General features: G+C 61.9%; 20 protein-coding genes. 7 read left to right on the forward strand and 13 right to left on the reverse strand.

What is annotated here, in order from left to right; all coding sequences use genetic code 11:
- Nucleotide 1: 1 nt before the first annotated feature.
- Both RMQ97_RS08165 and RMQ97_RS08170 read left to right on the forward strand, forming a co-directional pair.
- On the forward strand, nucleotides 2-772 hold the full coding sequence (locus tag RMQ97_RS08165) for a polysaccharide deacetylase family protein (protein WP_413660365.1): 771 nt from the start codon (nucleotides 2-4) through the stop codon (nucleotides 770-772).
- Entirely contained in the window at nucleotides 766-1,704 is a 939-nt protein-coding gene (locus tag RMQ97_RS08170; RefSeq protein ID WP_413660366.1) for a glycosyltransferase family 2 protein, read from the forward strand. Before RMQ97_RS08165 ends, RMQ97_RS08170 begins: the two co-directional genes overlap by 7 nt.
- Here the strand turns inward: RMQ97_RS08170 and RMQ97_RS08175 are convergent.
- The 3 genes from RMQ97_RS08175 to RMQ97_RS08185 form a co-directional block, all read right to left on the reverse strand.
- Nucleotides 1,676-2,938 carry an O-antigen ligase family protein gene (locus RMQ97_RS08175; protein WP_413660367.1) on the reverse strand — a complete coding sequence of 421 codons (1,263 nt, stop codon included), beginning with the start codon at nucleotides 2,936-2,938 and terminating at the stop codon, nucleotides 1,676-1,678. The genes RMQ97_RS08170 and RMQ97_RS08175 overlap by 29 nt on opposite strands.
- The gene (locus RMQ97_RS08180; RefSeq protein ID WP_413660368.1) at nucleotides 2,935-3,558 is read right to left on the reverse strand and encodes a hypothetical protein; all 624 of its coding nucleotides are present in this window, start codon (nucleotides 3,556-3,558) and stop codon (nucleotides 2,935-2,937) included. The genes RMQ97_RS08175 and RMQ97_RS08180 overlap by 4 nt, the downstream gene beginning before the upstream one ends.
- A gap of 109 nt (nucleotides 3,559-3,667) precedes the next feature.
- Nucleotides 3,668-5,302, reverse strand: a complete 1,635-nt coding sequence (locus tag RMQ97_RS08185) for a GumC family protein (protein ID WP_413660369.1) — start codon at nucleotides 5,300-5,302, stop codon at nucleotides 3,668-3,670.
- Between the two features lie 90 nt (nucleotides 5,303-5,392).
- On the opposite strand from RMQ97_RS08185, the gene RMQ97_RS08190 reads away from it, so the two are divergent.
- Nucleotides 5,393-6,124, forward strand: coding sequence for a polysaccharide biosynthesis/export family protein (locus RMQ97_RS08190; RefSeq protein WP_413660370.1), 732 nt, complete (start codon nucleotides 5,393-5,395; stop codon nucleotides 6,122-6,124).
- Between the two features lie 136 nt (nucleotides 6,125-6,260).
- Here the strand turns inward: RMQ97_RS08190 and RMQ97_RS08195 are convergent, their stop codons facing one another.
- Together RMQ97_RS08195 and RMQ97_RS08200 are read right to left on the reverse strand one after the other, a co-directional pair.
- Nucleotides 6,261-6,533 (reverse strand): hypothetical protein, encoded by a 273-nt coding sequence (locus tag RMQ97_RS08195; RefSeq protein ID WP_413660371.1) that lies wholly within the window; start codon nucleotides 6,531-6,533, stop codon nucleotides 6,261-6,263.
- Between the two features lie 162 nt (nucleotides 6,534-6,695).
- Nucleotides 6,696-8,609, reverse strand: a complete 1,914-nt coding sequence (locus tag RMQ97_RS08200; RefSeq protein ID WP_413660372.1) for a hypothetical protein — start codon at nucleotides 8,607-8,609, stop codon at nucleotides 6,696-6,698.
- A 224-nt stretch (nucleotides 8,610-8,833) separates the two neighbouring features.
- Here RMQ97_RS08200 and RMQ97_RS08205 point away from each other — a divergent pair, with 224 nt between their 5' ends.
- Together RMQ97_RS08205 and hemH are read left to right on the forward strand one after the other, a co-directional pair.
- On the forward strand, nucleotides 8,834-9,787 hold the full coding sequence (locus tag RMQ97_RS08205) for an isopenicillin N synthase family dioxygenase (protein ID WP_413660373.1): 954 nt from the start codon (nucleotides 8,834-8,836) through the stop codon (nucleotides 9,785-9,787).
- A 354-nt stretch (nucleotides 9,788-10,141) separates the two neighbouring features.
- Nucleotides 10,142-11,185, forward strand: a complete 1,044-nt coding sequence (gene hemH / locus RMQ97_RS08210; protein WP_413660374.1) for a ferrochelatase — start codon at nucleotides 10,142-10,144, stop codon at nucleotides 11,183-11,185.
- On the opposite strand, the gene RMQ97_RS08215 is transcribed toward hemH, so the two are convergent.
- From RMQ97_RS08215 to gatC, 7 genes are all read right to left on the reverse strand, one after another.
- Nucleotides 11,182-12,621, reverse strand: a complete 1,440-nt coding sequence (locus RMQ97_RS08215) for a mechanosensitive ion channel family protein (RefSeq protein ID WP_413660375.1) — start codon at nucleotides 12,619-12,621, stop codon at nucleotides 11,182-11,184. The two genes, hemH and RMQ97_RS08215, sit on opposite strands and share 4 nt — an antisense overlap.
- 119 nt (nucleotides 12,622-12,740) lie before the next feature.
- Nucleotides 12,741-14,237, reverse strand: a complete 1,497-nt coding sequence (gene gatB / locus RMQ97_RS08220) for an Asp-tRNA(Asn)/Glu-tRNA(Gln) amidotransferase subunit GatB (RefSeq protein WP_413660376.1) — start codon at nucleotides 14,235-14,237, stop codon at nucleotides 12,741-12,743.
- A 111-nt stretch (nucleotides 14,238-14,348) separates the two neighbouring features.
- Entirely contained in the window at nucleotides 14,349-14,594 is a 246-nt protein-coding gene (locus RMQ97_RS08225) for a hypothetical protein (RefSeq protein WP_413660377.1), read from the reverse strand.
- Nucleotides 14,584-14,913: a hypothetical protein gene (locus RMQ97_RS08230; RefSeq protein ID WP_413660378.1), complete on the reverse strand. Its 330-nt coding sequence runs from the start codon at nucleotides 14,911-14,913 to the stop codon at nucleotides 14,584-14,586. The genes RMQ97_RS08225 and RMQ97_RS08230 overlap by 11 nt, the downstream gene beginning before the upstream one ends.
- A 106-nt stretch (nucleotides 14,914-15,019) precedes the next feature.
- Nucleotides 15,020-15,274: a hypothetical protein gene (locus RMQ97_RS08235; RefSeq protein ID WP_413660379.1), complete on the reverse strand. Its 255-nt coding sequence runs from the start codon at nucleotides 15,272-15,274 to the stop codon at nucleotides 15,020-15,022.
- Nucleotides 15,275-15,295: 21 nt separating this feature from the next.
- Nucleotides 15,296-16,768: an Asp-tRNA(Asn)/Glu-tRNA(Gln) amidotransferase subunit GatA gene (gene gatA, locus RMQ97_RS08240; RefSeq protein WP_413660380.1), complete on the reverse strand. Its 1,473-nt coding sequence runs from the start codon at nucleotides 16,766-16,768 to the stop codon at nucleotides 15,296-15,298.
- A 5-nt stretch (nucleotides 16,769-16,773) separates the two neighbouring features.
- Nucleotides 16,774-17,061 carry an Asp-tRNA(Asn)/Glu-tRNA(Gln) amidotransferase subunit GatC gene (gene gatC / locus RMQ97_RS08245; protein WP_413660381.1) on the reverse strand — a complete coding sequence of 96 codons (288 nt, stop codon included), beginning with the start codon at nucleotides 17,059-17,061 and terminating at the stop codon, nucleotides 16,774-16,776.
- 166 nt (nucleotides 17,062-17,227) lie between these two features.
- Here gatC and ruvX point away from each other — a divergent pair, with 166 nt between their 5' ends.
- On the forward strand, nucleotides 17,228-17,725 hold the full coding sequence (gene ruvX, locus RMQ97_RS08250) for a Holliday junction resolvase RuvX (RefSeq protein WP_413660382.1): 498 nt from the start codon (nucleotides 17,228-17,230) through the stop codon (nucleotides 17,723-17,725).
- Complete coding sequence (locus tag RMQ97_RS08255; RefSeq protein ID WP_413660383.1) at nucleotides 17,726-18,640, forward strand: AEC family transporter; 915 nt, start codon at nucleotides 17,726-17,728, stop codon at nucleotides 18,638-18,640.
- Nucleotides 18,641-18,675: 35 nt separating this feature from the next.
- On the opposite strand, the gene RMQ97_RS08260 is transcribed toward RMQ97_RS08255, so the two are convergent.
- Nucleotides 18,676-19,188: an N-acetyltransferase family protein gene (locus tag RMQ97_RS08260; RefSeq protein ID WP_413660384.1), complete on the reverse strand. Its 513-nt coding sequence runs from the start codon at nucleotides 19,186-19,188 to the stop codon at nucleotides 18,676-18,678.
- Nucleotides 19,189-19,358: the final 170 nt, after the last annotated feature.

A 19,358-nucleotide genomic window follows, 5' to 3' on the forward strand; every position in this document is an offset into this window, starting at 1 on the left:
CATGACAATGCCCTATATTCCCTCCGGTGGTTTGCTGACACGCCTCAATCGCCAATCCGCGCGCTTTTTCGGTCGCCGCCCGATCAATGCTCAAACCGACCATGCAATCGTCACCTTTACCTTTGACGATTTCCCCAAGACCGCCGCGCGTGTGGGAGCACAAACCCTGGAACGCCGGGGTTGGCGCGGAACCTATTATGCCTCCGCACGGTATGCAGGCGGCGAGACCCATCACGGCGCCATGTTCGATATGGGCGACCTGCAACGCCTGCAGACGCAGGGACATGAAATCGGCTGTCATACCTATGGTCATGTCGATTGCGCCCGCGCCTCCCTGGAGGAGGTTATCGCGGATGTCGAACGCAATGCCCGCGCCTTGACCGCTATGGGGCTGGATCAGCCGCTGGAAAACTTCGCTTTTCCCTATGGCGAGGCCAGCCCGGCCATCAAGACCGCTCTGCAAGGCCGTTTTGCAAGCCTGCGCGGTGTCCGCGCGGAGATTAATCGGGCCGGCACCGACCTCAACCTCTTGCGCTCGGTCCCGCTCGACGGGGGCGAGACCGGAATCCGTCGCGCCATTGAGGCAACGGAAACCTTGAGCAATCATCCAGGCTGGCTGATTTTCTATGCTCATGACATTCAGGAGCAACCGACCGAATGGGGATGCACACCGGCTCAGTTCGAGGCTGTGTGCGCGGCGGTTGAAGCCAGTGGCGCGCGCGTTCTGCCGATGCGTGGTGCGCTCCGGGCTCTGGAGGGACAGGAATGCTGACAAGCGTGATCATACCGACCTTTCGCCGGCCGGAAGGCGTGGAACTGGCGGTGAAAAGCGTCATGGCCCAGACCCGGCTGCCGGGGGAAGTGGTCGTGGTCGATAACTGTCCGCAGGCATCGGCACAGACCGTGATTGCCCGCCTGACCGAAACCTCTCCGGTGCCGCTGATTTATCACCACGAACCCGAAGCCGGGGTCGCCAATGCCCGCAATGCAGGACTTGCGCGGGCGCGGGGCCGCATGATTGCATTTCTCGACGACGATGAAATCGCACGTCCCCACTGGCTGTCCGCCCTTCTGGACACGCGGGAAAGCCTGGATGTTGACGTGGTGTTCGGCCCTTTGAGTGCGGTTGTGCAAGGCGAACTGCCCCGCCATCAACGCGCCCTGGCAGAACGTCTCTATTCCAGAATTGGCCCACAACGCGATGCACGGCTCGACAAGCCCTTTGGCTGCGGCAATTCCCTGATCGATCGCGGCACGCTCCCGATCGCCAAAGCCCCCTTCAATCCCGCTCTCAACGAGACCGGGGGCGAGGATGATGATTTCTTCGACCAGCTGGAACGGGCCGGTGCGCGTTTCGGGTGGTCGGCCGCTGCCCTGGCCTATGAATGTGTGCCCCCATCTCGGATCCGCTGGCGTTATCTGATGACCCGCAGTTTCTCCTTTGGCCAAGGTCCCAGCCAGGCCTGTGCCCGGTCCCGGCCCGTGCAGCGCCTGGGCGTGGCCCGCTGGATGCTCATCGGTCTCGCTCAGATGATGGTGTTTGGCCCGCTGACTGTGGTGGGCTGGGTATTCGGACTATCCAAAACCGCTGAATGGCTGGATCGTACGGCACAGGGTGCGGGTAAGATTTTCTGGTGGGACCAGTTCGAACCGCGTCTTTACGGCAATGCGGCGATCAACACGCCCGCCGATCACCCAGCTTGATCGCAGTCATCACAAACAAAACCCAACCCAGATCATTCTGAACTAGAAGATTAGATTCCGAGATCGAGATCAGCGCCATCATGGCCAGGAATGGCAGGGCCCAATAGGTTTCAAGTCCGCGGTAAAGACGCGACAGGGCGCGCCGCAGTGCATTGAGCAAGAGCACGGCCATCACCACAGCGCCTGGCAGGCCTATGGCTAGAGAGACTTCCAACCAGCCATTATGAGCGGTCGGCACATCCCAGGATGTCGCCAGACGCACCCAGTGCATCGGACCTTGCTCATCCGCCCAATAGGCCTGATAGCCATAGCCGGTCCACGGACGGGCCATGACCTGGTCGATCAGCACAACCCAGATATCCGTGCGGCCGGTGAGGGTCGCGTCGCGACCCAGTGCTTCGATCAATTCCACAGGCGCGATCAACAGGACAAGCGCCAGGAAGCTTGCTCCAGTCAACAAGCCGAACAACATCAGGGCGGCAAAACCGAAACCGCGTCGGCTGAGCACAATTCCCATCAGCCCGCCACCGCCCAGCATCAATGACAAGAGCGCGGTCTTGGAGGTCGAGAGCAGAACCAGGCCCACACACAAAGCGGCCAGAGCGCCCCACACCATACGGTGACGCGGATCACAAGCCAGTGCAGCCAGGCAGGCGATACTGCCCCAGGCCATCATGGCACCGAGCGTATTCTTCTCCCAGAACACGCCCCGCCAGGCCCCATCATGCACGACATAATCGACACCGATTGAAGGTACGACCAACGCGAAGACCAAGGAGAGAACAGCAATAAAGCCAAAGGCAGACGCGATACGGACCACGATTTCCGACCAGCTCCAGCGGACCGCCATCCACACACCCAGGCAGGACGTCATGATGAGCGCAAAGGATCGCCGGATAGTGGTGCCGCTCTCCACCGACCACAGCACGGAGATGAGAGTGAGCGCCAAAAGCCCCATCAGCAGCGGATTGCCAAACACGGCGCGTGCCACCCCCCCCGGCCGCAAGAGCATGAGCGCAAGGGTCGCCGCATAGACCGGTAACCAGATGAGCCGGAGGATTGCGGAACTCTCCGGATCAGCCGGATCCGCGAACAACGGGCCGATTAATGCCTGGGAATAGAGAAACAGAAACAGGACACACAGCGCACTTTCCAGCGCGCGCCAGCCGGGTATGGACGGAGCCTGCGCCCAGGCGGAAATCAGCGGGGGATGCGCGATCGGGGCCCGGCTCACGCCACGCTCCGCGCCCGCCCGATGCGGTTGTAGACAATGCCGGACACCAGACCGCCCCGGGTTTCAATGGCCTTGCGTCGGGCGACCAGCCGGTCCGCAGCCTGGGACTGCTCATCCGCCACCAAAAACACGCCATCCATATCGCCGACCAGGGCCAAAGCCGCCGTCGTATCCCCCGGCACATCGATGATAGCTAGATCGACGGCTGTGCGAACATGACGCCAGTAATCCGGTGCCGGTCGCAGCGACACACCCCGAACCGGCTGACGGGACTGGAATTCACTGACAAACAGGCGCGGCACAGCAGACTGGCGGGCGACAAGACGAGCCTCGTCGGGATGACCGGTCGCCCAGAAGGCCGGCGCACCAAATCCGGCGTCAAAGACCGGACCATCCGCCCGGGTCGCGCGTCTTTGTTCATTCGTGCCAAAGGCCAGGTCATAGAGCCAGACACCGCGCGCACTGCGCGCTGCCGCAAGACGAGCCAGTTCTCGCGCGATTGTGGACGTACCGACCGTTTTTCCGCTGCCCATGAGCATGAGGACACGACCGGTCCCGCCCGGCCGGGCAATCGGTTCAAGCTGCTCAATCAGCGTGGTCAGTTCAGCGGTGAGGTTCATCACGACAGGTCCGGCTCGCCCGATCAAACACGGACAGAATCATTCACCCTCACCCTGCAAGGTCAGGGTTAACGCCGGGCTTACAGAGACACGCCTCACCGCGCGGATGTCACCGCTCACGAATGCGGGCAACCACGGGAAGATCGGCCAGCGCCGCCTGGGCAGCGGTTGGAACGGGTCTGGACACCGGATGCGGCGCCATGGGCGGACGAGCACTCATAGCGGGAGCGGCCGCCACCTGCGGCGGATGATGAGCCGCAGCGGTCGGCGCCTCAGTCTGCCCGGGTGCCGCCTGGTCAATCGCGCCCTCCTGCGACGCTCGTGCGCGCTGTGATGACGGCGAAACCCTGACAGGCGGACCCGGCAGATAGGTTTTCACATAACCGCGAACCAGACCGACAAACAGGCTGACCCCCGCTGCCAGAACAAAGGACGCCACCAGTCCCAGCTTTTTCAGTGAGGATCCTTCAACCGGCGGCTGGGCACGGTCAAACACACGAATAGTATCGGCCACGCCGCCCGCCATGGCGGTTCGTGTTTCCGCTGCGGCTTCAAGGCCGGCCAGTCGGCCCGTCGTCTGGGCATAGGCATTCACGTCCTGTGACAGGCGCACAAATTCCGGCTCCAACTGACGCAGGCGCGCCACCTCGTTGCGGGCCGAAATGAGCTGATCATCCAAGGCCGTCACACGCCCCGCCTCGGCCAGAGCCGTCGCCTCGCGCGCAGCCCGGTCCGTCTCCATCGCCTGATAAATCGGATTGATACCGACACGTCGCTGCCCCAGCCCGTCTGCAGCCCCAGAGGCGATGAAATCCTCGATGGCGGCAATCTCGCGGTCGACCGCCTGCACCGCCGGTGCGGTAGGTTGATAGCGCGCAAGCAGGTTGGCGCGCTCGGCCCGACGCTCAAGCAGAACCCCGCTCACGCCATTTTCAACATACAGCTCAACGCTTTGCGGAATTTCTGCAAGACGTTGATTCAGCGCTGCGACCGCGGCACGCGCGGCATCCCGGTCGGCCCGGGCTGAAATCAAGCGATCCTGGATGGTCGAGACTCGGGTTTCCGCCGCCAGCTTGTCGGCATCGAAATTGGATATCCCGTTGGCGACCAGATAGGCATTGAGCTGGCTCAGGGCAGCGTCATAAGCCTCACTGGCCCGCGCGCGCTGTTCGACAATCCCGGCCACACCTGATCCAACCAGCACGTCTTCACGATAAGCCAGATAGGCATCAACAATGGCATTGAGTGCCCGTGCAGCCTGGTCCGGATCGCCCGCTTCGAAACTGGCATTGAGGATTGAGGCATTGGGTGCCCGATCCACGGAAAAACCCGTGCGCAGGAAACGCAGGGCCAGACTTTCGCTATTGGCCTCACCGTTCAACAAGACCGCAGGACCGACCTCCTGCACAGCGCGCCGCAACACCGCATCAGACGCCAGGATTTCCGCTTCCGACTGCATGATCGCGTCCAGCTGGAATTCCGCGCCCGTCCCGGCCGTATTGGGTGTGGGGTCATCTTCCAGAACGACCAGCAAGGGCAGACCGGCCTGATAGCTGGGCTTGAGCAGGGTCATGGACGCGGCCACGCCGACAGCAAAAATCACTGCGAACAGAACGAGGATCAGGCCGCGCTGGGACCAGGCCAGGGCCAGGAGATCAAACAGGTCCATCTCTCCGCGAGCGCCTGACGGCGCACGGCTCCCGGGCCGGGGGTTTTGACCGGCAGGATCGGACCACTGATTCATGTCGTCATAAAGCAGGCAACGCGCTTAATTTTTTCTTATCCAAAACGGTCGAAATCTGGGGTCTGTTCTGGATCCGTCGAAGGACACGCCATGTTCCGCTCTGCCCTGCTGCTTGCTTCCACTGCCAGCCTCGTCCTGACGGGTTGTGCCAGCACCTCGCAGACAGGTGAAACGCCTCAGAATTGGGGTGGTCAGGCCTTCGCCACATGGCAGGCGTCGGATCCGGCCTATCGCTTTTTTCCGGGTGATACAGTGGAAGTGACGGTGCATACCGCACCTGAGCTGAACCGAACGATGCAAATCGGCCCGGATGGCCGGGTGAGCCTGCCCCTTCTGGGTGGTGTCATGCTGGCCCAGCGCACCGAGGTGGAGGCCGCCAACCAGGTTGCCAATGCCTATTCGCGTCAGGCCCTCGTCAACCCGATCGTTGAGGTTCGCGCCACAGATTACGGGCCGCAAAACATAATTGTCGGTGGTGAAGTGGGTAATCCCGGCCTGATCGACATGCCCGGGCCGGTGGGCGCCATGGAGGCGGTCATGCTGGCGGGCGGTTTTCGCAACACGGCCGCACGCGGCGATGTTGTTGTGCTGCGCCGCGCTCCGGGCGGCGGCGTCATGATGCGGACCGTCAATCTCCACGCAGCCCTGCGCGGTGCGCCGGACGCGGATCCCCTGCAATTACGGCGCGGTGATATTGTCTTTGTACCGCGCTCGACCATTGCCGAGGTCAATGTGTTCGTCGAACAATATGTCTACAGCATCGTCCCGCTCGACCAGGCGTTTTCCTACGCCATCGCCGATGCCATAACAGACAATAACTGAGCCCGCTCTCCCCGACCGGACCGGATCACCATGCCAGTGTGTGAGCCGCATGCACGCCGCATGCGCGACCTCGCTCCTGCCAGGCATTGTTGACCAATGCTCCGGCAGGACAGGAGGTCGAGTGTGTCAGCACGTCCTAGTGACGGGTCGACAACCACTCACGCGCGGCACGCTGGGCCGCGGCAATATCCAGATTGGACATCTGATCGGAAATTTCCTGGCGATAGTATTTGGCCGGTTCGGAGCCCATCAGAGCCGCCAGATTGAACCATTTGTGAGCTTCGACATAATCGATCTCACCACCCTGTCCGGTCGAATACAGAATACCCAGCTTGCACAGATCCTCGCCGGTCGGATCTGCGGTTACGGCTTCGTGAGCCTGGGCGGTTTCAACATCGGTAAAAGCCATAGGTCTTCCCCTGTAACACTCGGCGAACCCGGGTTCTTTTGAACCTCATCGTTCGCGCCACCATCCTGTCCAATACCCATCGGACACGTAGAATGTGGGGGAAGAGGATTGCGGTAAGGTTAAGGGAAATACGGAAAATTCTGCCCTAAACCTTTATTTCGGTTAGTGTTTCCTGCCCAGCAGTAAACGGCTGATTTGCGCATCAAGAAGGTGGAAACGCCCGGCCCTGCGTTCCACCGGCCGACGGGCCAGGCGCCGTAGCGAGATCAGCAGGACCAGAAGGGCTGCCGACAGGGCCAGTCCGGCCTGCCATTGCAGCCGGGGATCGACGGGCGGCGGAGGCGGCGGGATGTTGACCAGGCCATAGGCCTCATCCCCCAGCACTTCGAGAATGGCCAGCAAGCGCGGACCACTGACCGGCAGAAGCGCCACCAGACGCTCGGCCTCGTTAACTGTGCTCGCATGAGGCAGGACCCGAAGCGCGGTCAGTGGATCACTCGTCCGGCGGATCTGGGCCGTCGCCCGCAGGAGCTGATCCATCCGGTCACGTGCCAGACTGGCCGGAGGCACCAGAGGGTCTCCCAGGCGGGTCTCGATCAGACGCGGCGTGGCAAAACCGAGATCGGCTCTCACATCAAGCTCACCCAGGCGCTGCAAAACGGTGTCGACCGGCACGAGCTGGTCCAGATCTGCGCGCACCGCCGGACGCAGCTCGGGATGCAGGCCGCCACTGACCTCCAGCACCAGAAGAAGCCCGGCGCCATCCTCAACCGCACCCCGGGGCAAACCCGTCCGGACAAGCCCAGCCTCAAGGGCCGCCAGTTGCAGGCGGAGCGTATCGGGAGCTGCCGAGGGGATGACGGGGTCCGCACACCCGGCCAGCACATCCGCGCGGTGGGCACAGGCCTGCAAAATCAGTTCACGAACGCCGCCCAGCACTCGCCTTGGCTGGGCCTGCCCTCCAGCGACCAGGCCTGGCAACGCATTGAGATCCATCTGACCACGATGCGGATCCCGCATGAAGGCTTCGAATTCGCTCTGCGCAATCTGGTAAAGCCGCTGGGCGCGCGGTGAGACCGTTCTGAGTTCCGCTGGAAGAAAGACCAGCTCCGCCGGCTCCAGGCCCGAATCGGTCCCCAGGGCCAGTTGGTCCGTCAAAACCTGTTCGATCTCGGTCTCTCGCTGCCAGACCGGTCCGGCCCGCAGACGGGCATCGGCGAGCTGGCGCTCCTCGACATCCTCGCTGCCTGCGAGAAGGGCCAGTGCGAGCGTGTCCCGCCCCATCAAGGACGGCCCCATACCCGCCCAGGAGTGGAACCGATAAAGATCCACCCGGCGCAACCTGTCCCCGGCCTGGATACGGCGCATCTGATCCTGCCAGGCCGCCCGACCATTTTCATATCCGCCCCCGGCCTCGGCGAGGGCCTCGTCCAGACGCGCTTCAAGGGCGGGGTCATCCTCGACCAAGGCGTAAAGTCCGCCGCTCTCTGCCACCATGCGGCCGGTCAGGAACACAGCGGTCGCGAGAAAGACAAGAAACAGGGCAGGCTGAAAGCCTTTGAACACACAGCGCCATAACAACCATGGCAAAACCCGCAAGGGCGGTGTCTCCCAGGGCGATCGGGTGTTGGCGCGCAGGGAATCCGACCGGGTCACGCGGCGCGCCTCGGCCTCGGTCAATCCTGCGCGTTGAAAGGACAGACGTTTGGGGCCCCGCTCCTCGGACTTGTAGATTGCAATCGCCCGGGCTCGCTGGCGCGATCGGGGGTCAGCCTGCAGGGGCGCGGATGTTTCACTGAACGACACCCCGGACGAGACTGGCTCGGACGAGTCTGGCCCGGACGTCACTGAAACTGGGGCAGGTTTTACAACGAGAGCGGCGCGGCTTTGTGTAACCAGGCTGTTCGTGACCAGACTGTTCGTGACCAGGCTTTGCGCTTCCGGGCTGCGCACATCCAGGCTTTCGAAGCCGGTGCCAGACAGACGGGTCAAGGTAGACGTATGGCGACGCGCCGACACCGTCATGCCGTCCTGGCTGTTTTGCAACAGCTCCATGCCCCACTCCATACGCACCATGCCTACCCCCCGATAGATCATTCCTTCTTCAACAGGCCCAGCCCAAGATCAAGCGACTTCCCCCTGCATGAGAATTATTCCGTCCACAGTGTGTCTCGCAAACAAGACCCGGCGGGCGATATCCGCCCCGCTTCAGCAGTTATGCGGCCGCCTGTGACACTGGGTACGCTTGGAAAAGCGTCCAATTGGGCCTAATGCTCAGGAACACTATCGAGGAGCCCCCCATGAGCGACGCTTCGGCGCTGACGCGTTTTCCGCCCGTATCCATGAGTTTGCAATCTACCGACCCGCAGCGCTTTGCGCAGGAGCTGGGCCGGTCCTTCCGTGAATACGGATTTGCCGCGATCTCCGACCACGGGCTGGACCAGGACCGGATCGACGCAGCCTATGCAAAAGCACGTGATTTCTTCGCCCTGCCGGAAGAGATCAAGATGCAGTACTTCATCGAGGGACAGGGCGGTGCCCGTGGCTATACCCCGTTTGGCAAGGAGATCGCCAAGGGCGCGTCCCATGTCGATCTGAAGGAATTCTGGCATGTGGGCCGGGATCTCGCACCGGGTCACAGATATGAAAACGACATGCCCCCCAATGTCACGCCGACAGAGGTCGAGGGTTGGACGCAGGCCGTCCACGGTCTCTACGCAGATTTTGATGCCCTGGGACGCAAAGTACTCAGCGCCATCGCGCTCGATCTGGGACTTGCCGCCGATTTCTTTGACGACCCGGTCACGGATGGCAATTCGGTGATGCGTCTGCTGCACTATCCACCGGTCTCCGGCGATACGGGCGGCTCGATCCGCGCCGAGGCGCATGGCGATATCAACACGATCACACTTTTGCTGGGGGCTGAGGAACCCGGGCTGCAGGTGATGACGCGCGAGGGCGAATGGGTCGACATGAACCCGCCCGCGGGATGCCTGGTCGTAAATATGGGCGACATGCTGGCCCGCACGACCAATGACGTCCTGCCCTCGACCCAGCATCGTGTCATCAATCCGGTGGGCGCGCGCACAGACCACTCGCGCTATTCTATGCCATTCTTCCTGCACTACCGCCCGGACTATCTAATCGAAACCCTGCCGGGCTGTGTCAGCGCCGAAAATCCGGACAAGTATCCCGAGCCGATCACGGCCAATGATTATCTCTATCAGCGCCTGCGCGAGATAGGCTTGCTTTGACCTCGATTCGGTGAAGATTTTATCGATAGCTACAATCAAGACTATCGATTTTTCCTCACGCACGATTTGCGGCATGATCCTCTCAATCCCCTGAGGGTGAGGGGGTCAGCCGCATTCCCCCCCGGCCGGATTTGACCCCCTCTCCCGAGTTTTCCTGTCCGGTTACACGCCGACGTACCGGACAGCGCCTTGGGGATGCGGGCCCTTGGCGACAAGGGGGACGTCTCCGCATCCTCCTTTCCCGCCGATTGTGGAAAACAAACAGGTGATTTCAGCCAGTCGCAGCTGGACAGTGGACGACACGGCCTCGACACTCATATTCGCCCTCCAGCTTGCACTTACCGGAGACCAGCCATGCTGACCGTCCAGGATCAATTCGTCCGCCCCGGAGATGACCAACACCCGGCCACGCCGCATGGTCGTATCGGTGTGCTCCTGGTCAATCTGGGCACGCCGGACAGCACGTCCTACGGCGATATGCGCCGATATCTGAGCGAATTCCTGAGTGATCGTCGGATGATCGAGATCCCGCAAATCCTCTGGCAACCGCTGCTTCAGACCATCATCCTGACCTTCCGCCCCTCCAAGAGTGGCGCGGCCTACAAGAAGATCTGGATGGACGAGACGGATGAAAGCCCGTTGCGTTATTACACGCGCAGCCAGGCGGAAAAACTGGCCGCCCGTCTCAATTCCGATCGCGTGGAGATCGACTGGGCCATGCGTTATGGCCAGCCTTCCCTGGCCTCGAAGATTGATGGTCTGCGCGAAAAGGGCTGCGAACGCATTGTGATTTGCCCGCTCTACCCCCAATACGCTGCCGCGACGACCGCCACTGTGAACGACAAGGTTTTCGACCATCTCAAAACCCTGCGCTGGCAGCCCGCTGTTCGCACCCTGCCGCCCTTCTATGATCACCCGGCCTATATCGAAGCCCTGGCCGGCTCCATCGCCGCACAGCGCGACGCGCTGGATTTCGACCCGGATGTGATCTTGATGTCCTATCACGGCATTCCGGAGAGCTATTTCCGCAAGGGCGACCCGTATTTCTGCCACTGCGCCAAGACCACACGCCGGGTGCGCGAGCATCTCGGCCTGGATGCCAACCAGATGCGCATGACCTTCCAGTCACGTTTTGGACCCCAGGAATGGCTGCAACCCTATACCGATGACACGCTGGAAGCCCTGCCCGGCGAAGGCATCAAGTCGGTAATGATCGCCGCACCGGCCTTTATCTCCGACTGCGTTGAGACGCTGGAAGAACTGGCGATTGAAGGGCGCGAGATCTTTCTCGAGGCCGGAGGCGAACACTTCGCCATGGTCCCCTGCCTCAATGACAGCACGCCGTCCATCGACTTGCTCGAGGCGCTTGTCCGCCAGGAATTGTCGGGCTGGGTCTAGCTGTCCGTTGGACGGGCATCCGTCACTGTCTGGCTATCGCTCGCTGTGAACGCAGCGGCGTTTTTCACATGCACATCGAGCTGCGGGAACGGGAATTCCACCCCGTTTTCGTGAAACGCCTTCCAGATGGCCAGGAAGACGTCTGAGCGGACATTGGACAATCCATTGGCCGGATCGGAAATCCAGAAGCGCAGATCAAAATTCACCGAACTATCGCCAAATGCCATCAGATTGCATTGCGGCTCGCGGTCCTCAACCACCCGGTCCACAGACTTGGCTGCCTCAACGGCCAGACGCTGGACCTGTTCGAGATCAGCCGTGCCATAGGCCACGCCAAACGGGGCATGCAATCGCACAACCCGATCCGATTTCGACCAGTTGATCACGCCATTGGCAATGAAATGCTCGTTCGGGATAAGGTGTTCTGTCCCGTCACGCGTGCGCATCGACACATAGCGCGACTGCATGCCGGTCACCCAGCCAAAGGTCCCATCCACTTCCAGGGCATCCCCGGGCTTGATGGATTTATCGGCCAGAAGCGTGAACCCGGCCGCGAAATTCGCCACGGTTTTTTGCAGCCCCAGACCGACACCGATACCCACAGCGCCGGAAAAGATCGCCAGCGTGGCCAGGTTAAAGCCGGTCAGCTGCAGCGCGATCAACAAGGCGACAATCGGCAGCACAAAACCCAGGATTTTCGTGATCAGCGCGCGCAGGGCTGGAGAGACTTCGTCAGCCCGCTCAAGCTGGTTATTGATCATGCGGCCCGCCAGCGAGGCCAGCCAGAAGATCACACCGAAATAGATCAGTGTGCGCAGGACATCGAAGAGCGAGAGATCAACAGGCTCACCGGTCTCCGTTTCGCCCAGGGGGATGGCCAGGGCCTGCATCTGCGCGACGACATCATCCAGCAGTCCAAACACATCCATCGCAGCGATGGGCCAGGCGATATAGAACGCCACGCTCGACCAGAAATGCGAGCGGATGATCAAGGTGACCGCACGAATGACCAGCCAGGCGGTCATCAAACTCATGGCCGCATCGATGAGGCCATAGGGCTGGCCCAGTGAACCGAGCACAATCCGCTCGATGGCCATGACACTGAGCAGCGCCAGCGGGATCGCCAGAATGGTCAGGGCGATGGAGAAACGCTTGAGCGCACCGGATTTGAAACGTGAAACCAGCTGGTGTTCGACAAGCTTGCGAAAGGCCGGACCGAAAATGAAAGCGGGCACCAGAGCGGCCGCGATCAGGCCCAGCTGCAAGGCCGTATCCAGATTGAGCAGACTGGCCAGCAGCCATTCCCACAGACCCTGAAGATGGTCCAGCACCGCATCGGTGGGCAGGAGATCATCCAGAGCCGTATCGTCAGCGGCCGGAGTCTGGGCCGGTGTCTGGTCCGGCGTCTGGGCGGGTGTACGGGCGAGGAAGCGCATGGGCAGGGTCCGGAAATGAGTATCCGGTCAAAGCTTTAGCATGTTCGTCCGCATGAGGAAGACCGGGGCCGTGCTTTTTATGGCCCGGCCCTGTGTCTTCACGCGGCGGCACAGGCGCCTTAATCCAGCAGCTTGGCCTTGAGGATCTCGTTCACAGCCTGCGGATTGGCCTTGCCCTGCATGGCCTTCATCACCTGACCGACAAACCAGCCCATGGCTTTCGGCTTGTCTTTCACCGAGGCCGCCTGGTCGGGATTATCAGCGATCAACTGATCCACCACCGCTTCGATGGCGCCTGTATCGGTCACCTGTTTCAGGCCCCGGGCCTCGACGATGTCAGCGGGACGACCGCCTTCATCCCAGAGGATGTCGAACACGTCCTTGGCAATCTTGCCGGAGATGGTCTTGTCGGTGATCAGGCCGATGAGTTCACCCAGCTGGTCGGCCGAGACCGGGCTTTCGGTAATGCCCTTGCCTTCCTTGTTGAGACGGCCGAACAGATCATTATTGACCCAGGCCGATGCCAGTTTGGCATCACGCCCGTCCGCCACGGCTTCGAAATAGTCGGCCCGGTCCTTATCCGCCGACAGCACCGAGGCGTCATAGTCTGACAGGCCCAGCTCGGAGATCAGGCGATCGCGTTTGGCGTCAGGCAATTCCGGCAGGTCAGACGCCAGCCCGTCCACCCAGGTCTGCTGCAATTCAAGCGGCAGCAGGTCAGGATCGGGGAAATAGCGGTAATCATGCGCTTCTTCCTTCGAGCGCATGGAGCGGGTCACACCGGTATTGGCATCAAACAGGCGGGTTTCCTGATCGATTGTACCGCCGTCCTCGAGAATATCGATCTGGCGCTTGGCCTCAAACTCGATGGCCTGGCGAATGAAGCGCAGGGAATTGACGTTCTTGATCTCGCAGCGTGTGCCGAGATGGGAGAAATCATCATTCTCGCGGAAACGCTCATAATCACCGGGGCGGCAGACAGAGACATTGACGTCCGCGCGCAGCTGGCCCTTTTCCATATCGCCACCACACGTGCCCAGATAACGCAGAATCGTCCGCAGTTTGGACACATAGGCCGAGGCCTCGTCCGGGGAGCGGATATCAGGGCGCGATACAATCTCCATCAGCGCCACACCGGACCGGTTGAGATCGACATAGGTATGGCTGGGGTCGAGATCGTGGATGGATTTACCGGCGTCCTGCTCAAGGTGCAGACGCTCGATACGCACGGTGAAGCGCGATCCGTCATCGCGTTCGCACTCGATCGCGCCCTCGCCAACGATCGGATACTGGAATTGCGAGATCTGATAGCCTTGCGGCAAATCCGGATAGAAATAATTCTTGCGGTCAAACCGGGACCAAAGATTGATCTGGGCGTTCAGTCCAAGGCCGGTGCGCACCGCCTGGGTGACCACACCTTCATTGATCACCGGCAGCATGCCCGGCATGGCAGCATCCACCAGGGAGACCTGGCTGTTGGGCGCCGCGCCAAACGCCGTGGCGGCACCGGAAAACAGCTTGGCGTCGGAGACGACCTGGGCATGCACTTCCAGACCCATGACGACTTCCCAATCGCCGGTCGCGCCAGCAATGCGATAGGTTTTGCTCTCGGACATCTCGTTCATTCCATTTGCACGCAGGATCAAACCCTGTTTCTAGGCGGTTCGGCCGGGTTTGCGAAGCCGTTTGTGCGGTGCGCGGTGCAGGCGACGCCTTCACGCTCCGGATCAGGCGGATCCGCCAGGCTTGTTGATCTCGGACAGGCGTTCGACAGCCCGGGCCGCCATGTGGACGGTCACCCCGAACAGCATCAGCCCGCCGCCCGGCGCAATCAGACAGATCACCCATACCGCTTTGGGCATCAGGGGCAGGATATCGCGATAGATGAGCCCCGCGACCACCATCAACACAGCCCCGAGAATGAGGCTGGGTCGCACCAGTTTGACCGCCGGGTGGAAGAGTTTATTCGCCATCCGCTTCACCGCGCGCGGGCTCATCCCCCGATAACGCATCCTCAGCCCGCGCAGTCGGAGATGGTTTGCCCGGCAGGACAGCCCGCAACATCAGACCTCCCGACACAATGGTCAGGGCAACCCCCAGCGCCAGAGCCAGAAACGCCCACAGCGACGGAAAACTCCCCTCACCCAGCGTGTCCCGCAAACTCTGGAAACTGATCCAGGTCAGGGGAAGGCACAGGAACAGGCCCATGCCCGCCACGACCGCCATGATAAAACGGTTCAACAGCGCATCGGCGCGGCGCGTCTGCGAGCCTTGGGGCGGGGTCTGGGTCATGGCATCGTCCTTGTCGTTTATTCGCTATCTAGCGCAAACCGGCGCGATGACACCAACAATGAAGCGGTTCAGCCCGTCTTTCGCCGTGGCTGTTTTAAGCGAGGGTTCAGTCATCACGACCCTGTCTCGCCTTTCTCATCCGGCTTTGAGCGCTTCGGCGGGAACGATTTCGCTCTGCGCGCGCCGAGCCATCACCGAATGTCGACCGCCCGAAGAAGAGGCTAACGGCAGCCGCCAGGAAGATGAAGGCTGCGAGCGCCACCAACCAGTAGACCCCGAAGGCCCAAAGACCACCAAAGAGCAAAATGATGACGACCGCAGCGATTGCCAAACCCGCCAGCAGCCGGATGATCATGGCCATGACACGCGCCTCACGATCTTCCTACCACCACTTGCCCGGTTTGGCGGTGAACGCGGCGGCGTCTTCAACAGCTGCCCCAACCTTGAACATGGTTTCCTCGTCCAGCGCCCGGGTGATGATCTGCAGCCCCAGCGGCAGGCCGGCCGCGTCAACACCAGCGGGAACAGACATGGCGGGCACACCGGCCAGGTTTGCGGTCACCGTGAACACGTCGTTGAGATACATGGCGATCGGGTCATCGGACTTGGAGCCCAGCGGGAAAGCTGCAGACGGTGCAGACGGTGTCAGGATGGCATCGACCTTCTGGAAGGCCGTGTCGAAATCCTGGAGGATGCGCGTGCGCACTTTCTGGGCGCGCAGATAATAGGCGTCGTAATACCCCGCCGAGAGCACATAGGTGCCAATCATGATCCGGCGCTGGACTTCCTCGCCAAAGCCTGACGCGCGTGTGTTTTCATAAACGCTCGTCAGATCCTCACCGTCTTCACGCAGGCCGTAGCGCATGCCGTCATAACGCGCGAGATTGGACGAGGCTTCGGCCGGTGCCACGATGTAATAGGCCGGCAGGGCGTATTTCGTGTGCGGCAGGGAGATTTCGACAATCTCGCAACCAGCGGCCTTGAGCCATTCCACGCCCTGGTCCCAGACCTTGGCGATATCGTCCGGCATGCCATCGATGCGGTATTCCTTCGGCACACCGATCTTGAGGCCTTTGACCGACTGACCACAGGCCGCGATGAAATCGGGCACATCATTGGGCAGCGAGGTCGAGTCCTTGGCATCATGGCCGGACATGGCCTGCAACAGGATGGCGCTGTCCTTCACAGTCTTGGCAAAGGGGCCGGGGTGATCGAGCGAAGAGGCGAAGGCCACAGCGCCCCAGCGCGAGGTCCGGCCATAGGTCGGCTTCACACCGACAATGCCGGTAAACGCGGCCGGCTGGCGGATTGAACCGCCGGTATCGGTGCCCGTCGCGCCAAAACACAGATCCGCAGCCACAGCCGCAGCCGACCCGCCGGACGATCCGCCCGGGGTCAGTTTTTCGCCGTTTTCACCCTGCCAAGGCGAGCTCACCGGACCGGTAAAGGCCGTCTCGTTGGACGACCCCATCGCAAACTCGTCCATCGAGGTCTTGCACAAGAAGACCCCGCCCGCATCCCAAAGCTTGGACGTGATGGTGGATTCGTAAGTCGGTTTGAACCCGTCGAGAATGTGCGAACACGCGGTCGTGGACACCCCGTTCACCGCGAACAAATCCTTGATCGCGATCGGCGCGCCTTCGATCAGCGAGCCCTCGCCCTTGGCCAGTTTCTCGTCGGATGCAGCCGCCATGGACAGTGTCTTGTCTGCATCAAAGGCCGTGAAGGCATTGAGCGCCGGCTGGGCGTCCTGGCAGGCTTCAAGGGCGGCCTTGGACAGCTCAACCGAGGAGACATCGCGATTGCTCAACCGCGTCGTGATCTCGTCGAGCGAGAGTTTGAGAAGATCGCTCATCAGCTCTACTCCACAGACTTGGGCACAACAAAGAAGCCCTCATCGGACTTCGGTGCATTGGCCAGCACGTTCTCGCGCACATCGCCATCCGACACGGCGTCGGTGCGTTGCGGCAGCGGGAATTTCACCGGGGTCGTCATAGCTTCTACACCCTCGACATCGACCTCATTGAGCTGCTCGATCCAGTCGAGAATGCCATTGAGCTCGCCCACCAGGGCGTCGAGACGGTCTTCGGGTTCGGCAATGCGTGCCAGCCGCGCAATGCGGCGCACATCATCTGCAGTGACGGACATGGGAATGCGCTCCGGAATAATCAGGCCTGCCTGACTAGCAATGCTCCCGCAGGCACGCAAGAAAGCTTGACTGTGATCGGGTGTGCGACAGGTGCGAAGGGTCACATTCAGGCATCCGCGCGCCCGCATCTTGACGCGGGCACCGACGCGGCGCACATGAGCGCCCATGCCGATCATTCCCCACGAGGCCGTTCCGGCCGGACCCCTGCTTGCCCTGGACCCTGGTACCAAAACGATTGGTGTGGCGGCGTGTGGCGCCTCGCGGGGTCTGGCCACAGCGGTGGAAACCATCCGACGCGGCAAATTCACCCACGACGCCACACGGGTTTTCGAACTCTATGACGAGCGCGCCTGTGTCGGACTGATCATGGGCCTGCCTGTCAATATGGATGGGAGTGCCGGTCCGCGTGTGCAATCGGTCAAGGCGATGGCCCGCAATCTGCTCGCGATCCGCGATATTCCGATCGTGTTCCAGGATGAGCGCCTGTCGAGTTTCGAGGCCGAGGAAGCGCTGATTGCCGCTGGCATGCGTCGGGACAAGCGCAAACAAGTCATCGATGCCCATGCCGCTGCCAATATCCTGCAAAGCGCACTGGACCGTCTGGCGGAATTGCCCCCAGCGGGTTCGACAGGAGAGGCCGGAGCGACGGGAGAGAGCGACTAGATGGGATTGATCGTCAACGCCCTGTTCCCGGTCTTCGGGGTCATCTTCATCGGATGGCTGCTGCGCCGCAGTCAGCTCCTGCCTGAAGACAGCTGGGGACCGATCTCGCGCCTCGCCTATCTGGGCCTGTCGCCCGCCCTGCTCTTCACCGCCATTTACCGCGCTGACCTCTCCTCGATCTCGGTCAGTGGTTTCATGCTCGCAGCACTGCTCGGTTTTCTGGCCATGGCCGCCATCACCCTGGCGATCAAACCCCTGCTGCGGATCCCCGACCCCACCTATACCAGCCTCTTCCAGGCCACGGCCCGCTGGAACGGTCTTCTGATCCTGGCCGTCGCCGGCTCCCTGTTTGGCGAGGAGGGCCAGGTGCTGGTCGCGCTGATCATGGCCGCCTCCATTCCGCTGGTGAATATTGAATGTGTGGCCGTGCTCTCAATCTGGGGTGACGGGTCGCGGCCGGACTGGCGCTCCATTCTCTATCGCATTGCCACCAATCCGCTAATCCTGGGCACGGGGGCGGGGGCCGCCGCCAATCTGTCCGGACTGACCCTGCCTGTCGCCCTCGATAGTACGATCGGACTGATCGGCCAGGCCGCTCTGCCGCTCATTTTGCTCTCGGTCGGTGCGGGGCTCAATTTCACCGCCATGAAAGCCCGGCCGCGCCTGCTGGGCCTGTCCGTCCTGCTCAAGCTGATGCTGGCCCCGCTGGTTTTTTACGGCATTGGCGTGGCGATGGGGGTTCAGGGTCCGGCCTTGACAGTGCTGCTGCTGACCGGGGCCTCGCCCGGCGCCGCCTCGGCCTATGTGCTGGCCCGGCAAATGGGCGGCGATGCGCCCTATTCCGCAGGCGATATCACCGCCTCGGCCATGTTCTGCTTTCTCACCATACCCTTCTGGCTGGCCCTGCTGGGCTAGCGGGTCTGCACGGGCCTAAAGCGGCCTATACCGGCTTAATCGATGCCCACACGCGTGCTGCGCCGTTCCAGCCACAAGATATCGCGCCACTCGCCCTCCATCGGGCCATAGCTCATCTTGCCCAGACGCCGACGCCGTCCGAGCACCTCAAATCCCGCCGTCTGATGCAAAGCCACCGACCCGGTATTCTCGGGGAAGATCCCCGCGACCAGCGTCCAGATCTCGGCCGCTTCCGAAGCCTCCACCATGGCCGCGATCAAGGCGCGGCCCACACCACGACCGCGGGCATGCTCCGCGATATAGAGTGTGATCTCCGCCACCCCGCCATACACACAGCGCGAGGATGTCGGGCTCAGCACAGCCCAGCCGGTCACGCGGCCCGCCCCGTCCACACTCACCAGGCGCGGCGTGGCCAGCTTGCCCGCATCAAAATGCGCCCAGTCCGGCGCCTCGCTCTCAAATGTGGCATGGCCGGTGGCAATGCCCTGGCGATAGATGTCCAGAACGGCATCGGCATCGGTGGCGGTCAGGGGTCGAATCTCGGTCATGCCTACGGCTATACACCACCTGGCCTGTCGTCTCGAAGCCCAACTTGCGCCCTTTTGTTGGCCCCTCATCCGGCGCTGCGCGCCACCTTCTCCCCTGTGGGGGAGAAGGACTCTTCTTTCCCTCTCCCCTTTTGGGGAGAGGGTGCCGAGTGCAACGAGGCGGGTGAGGG

It is taken from the genome of Maricaulis sp. D1M11, from assembly GCF_047308265.1.
Classification (GTDB): domain Bacteria; phylum Pseudomonadota; class Alphaproteobacteria; order Caulobacterales; family Maricaulaceae; genus Maricaulis.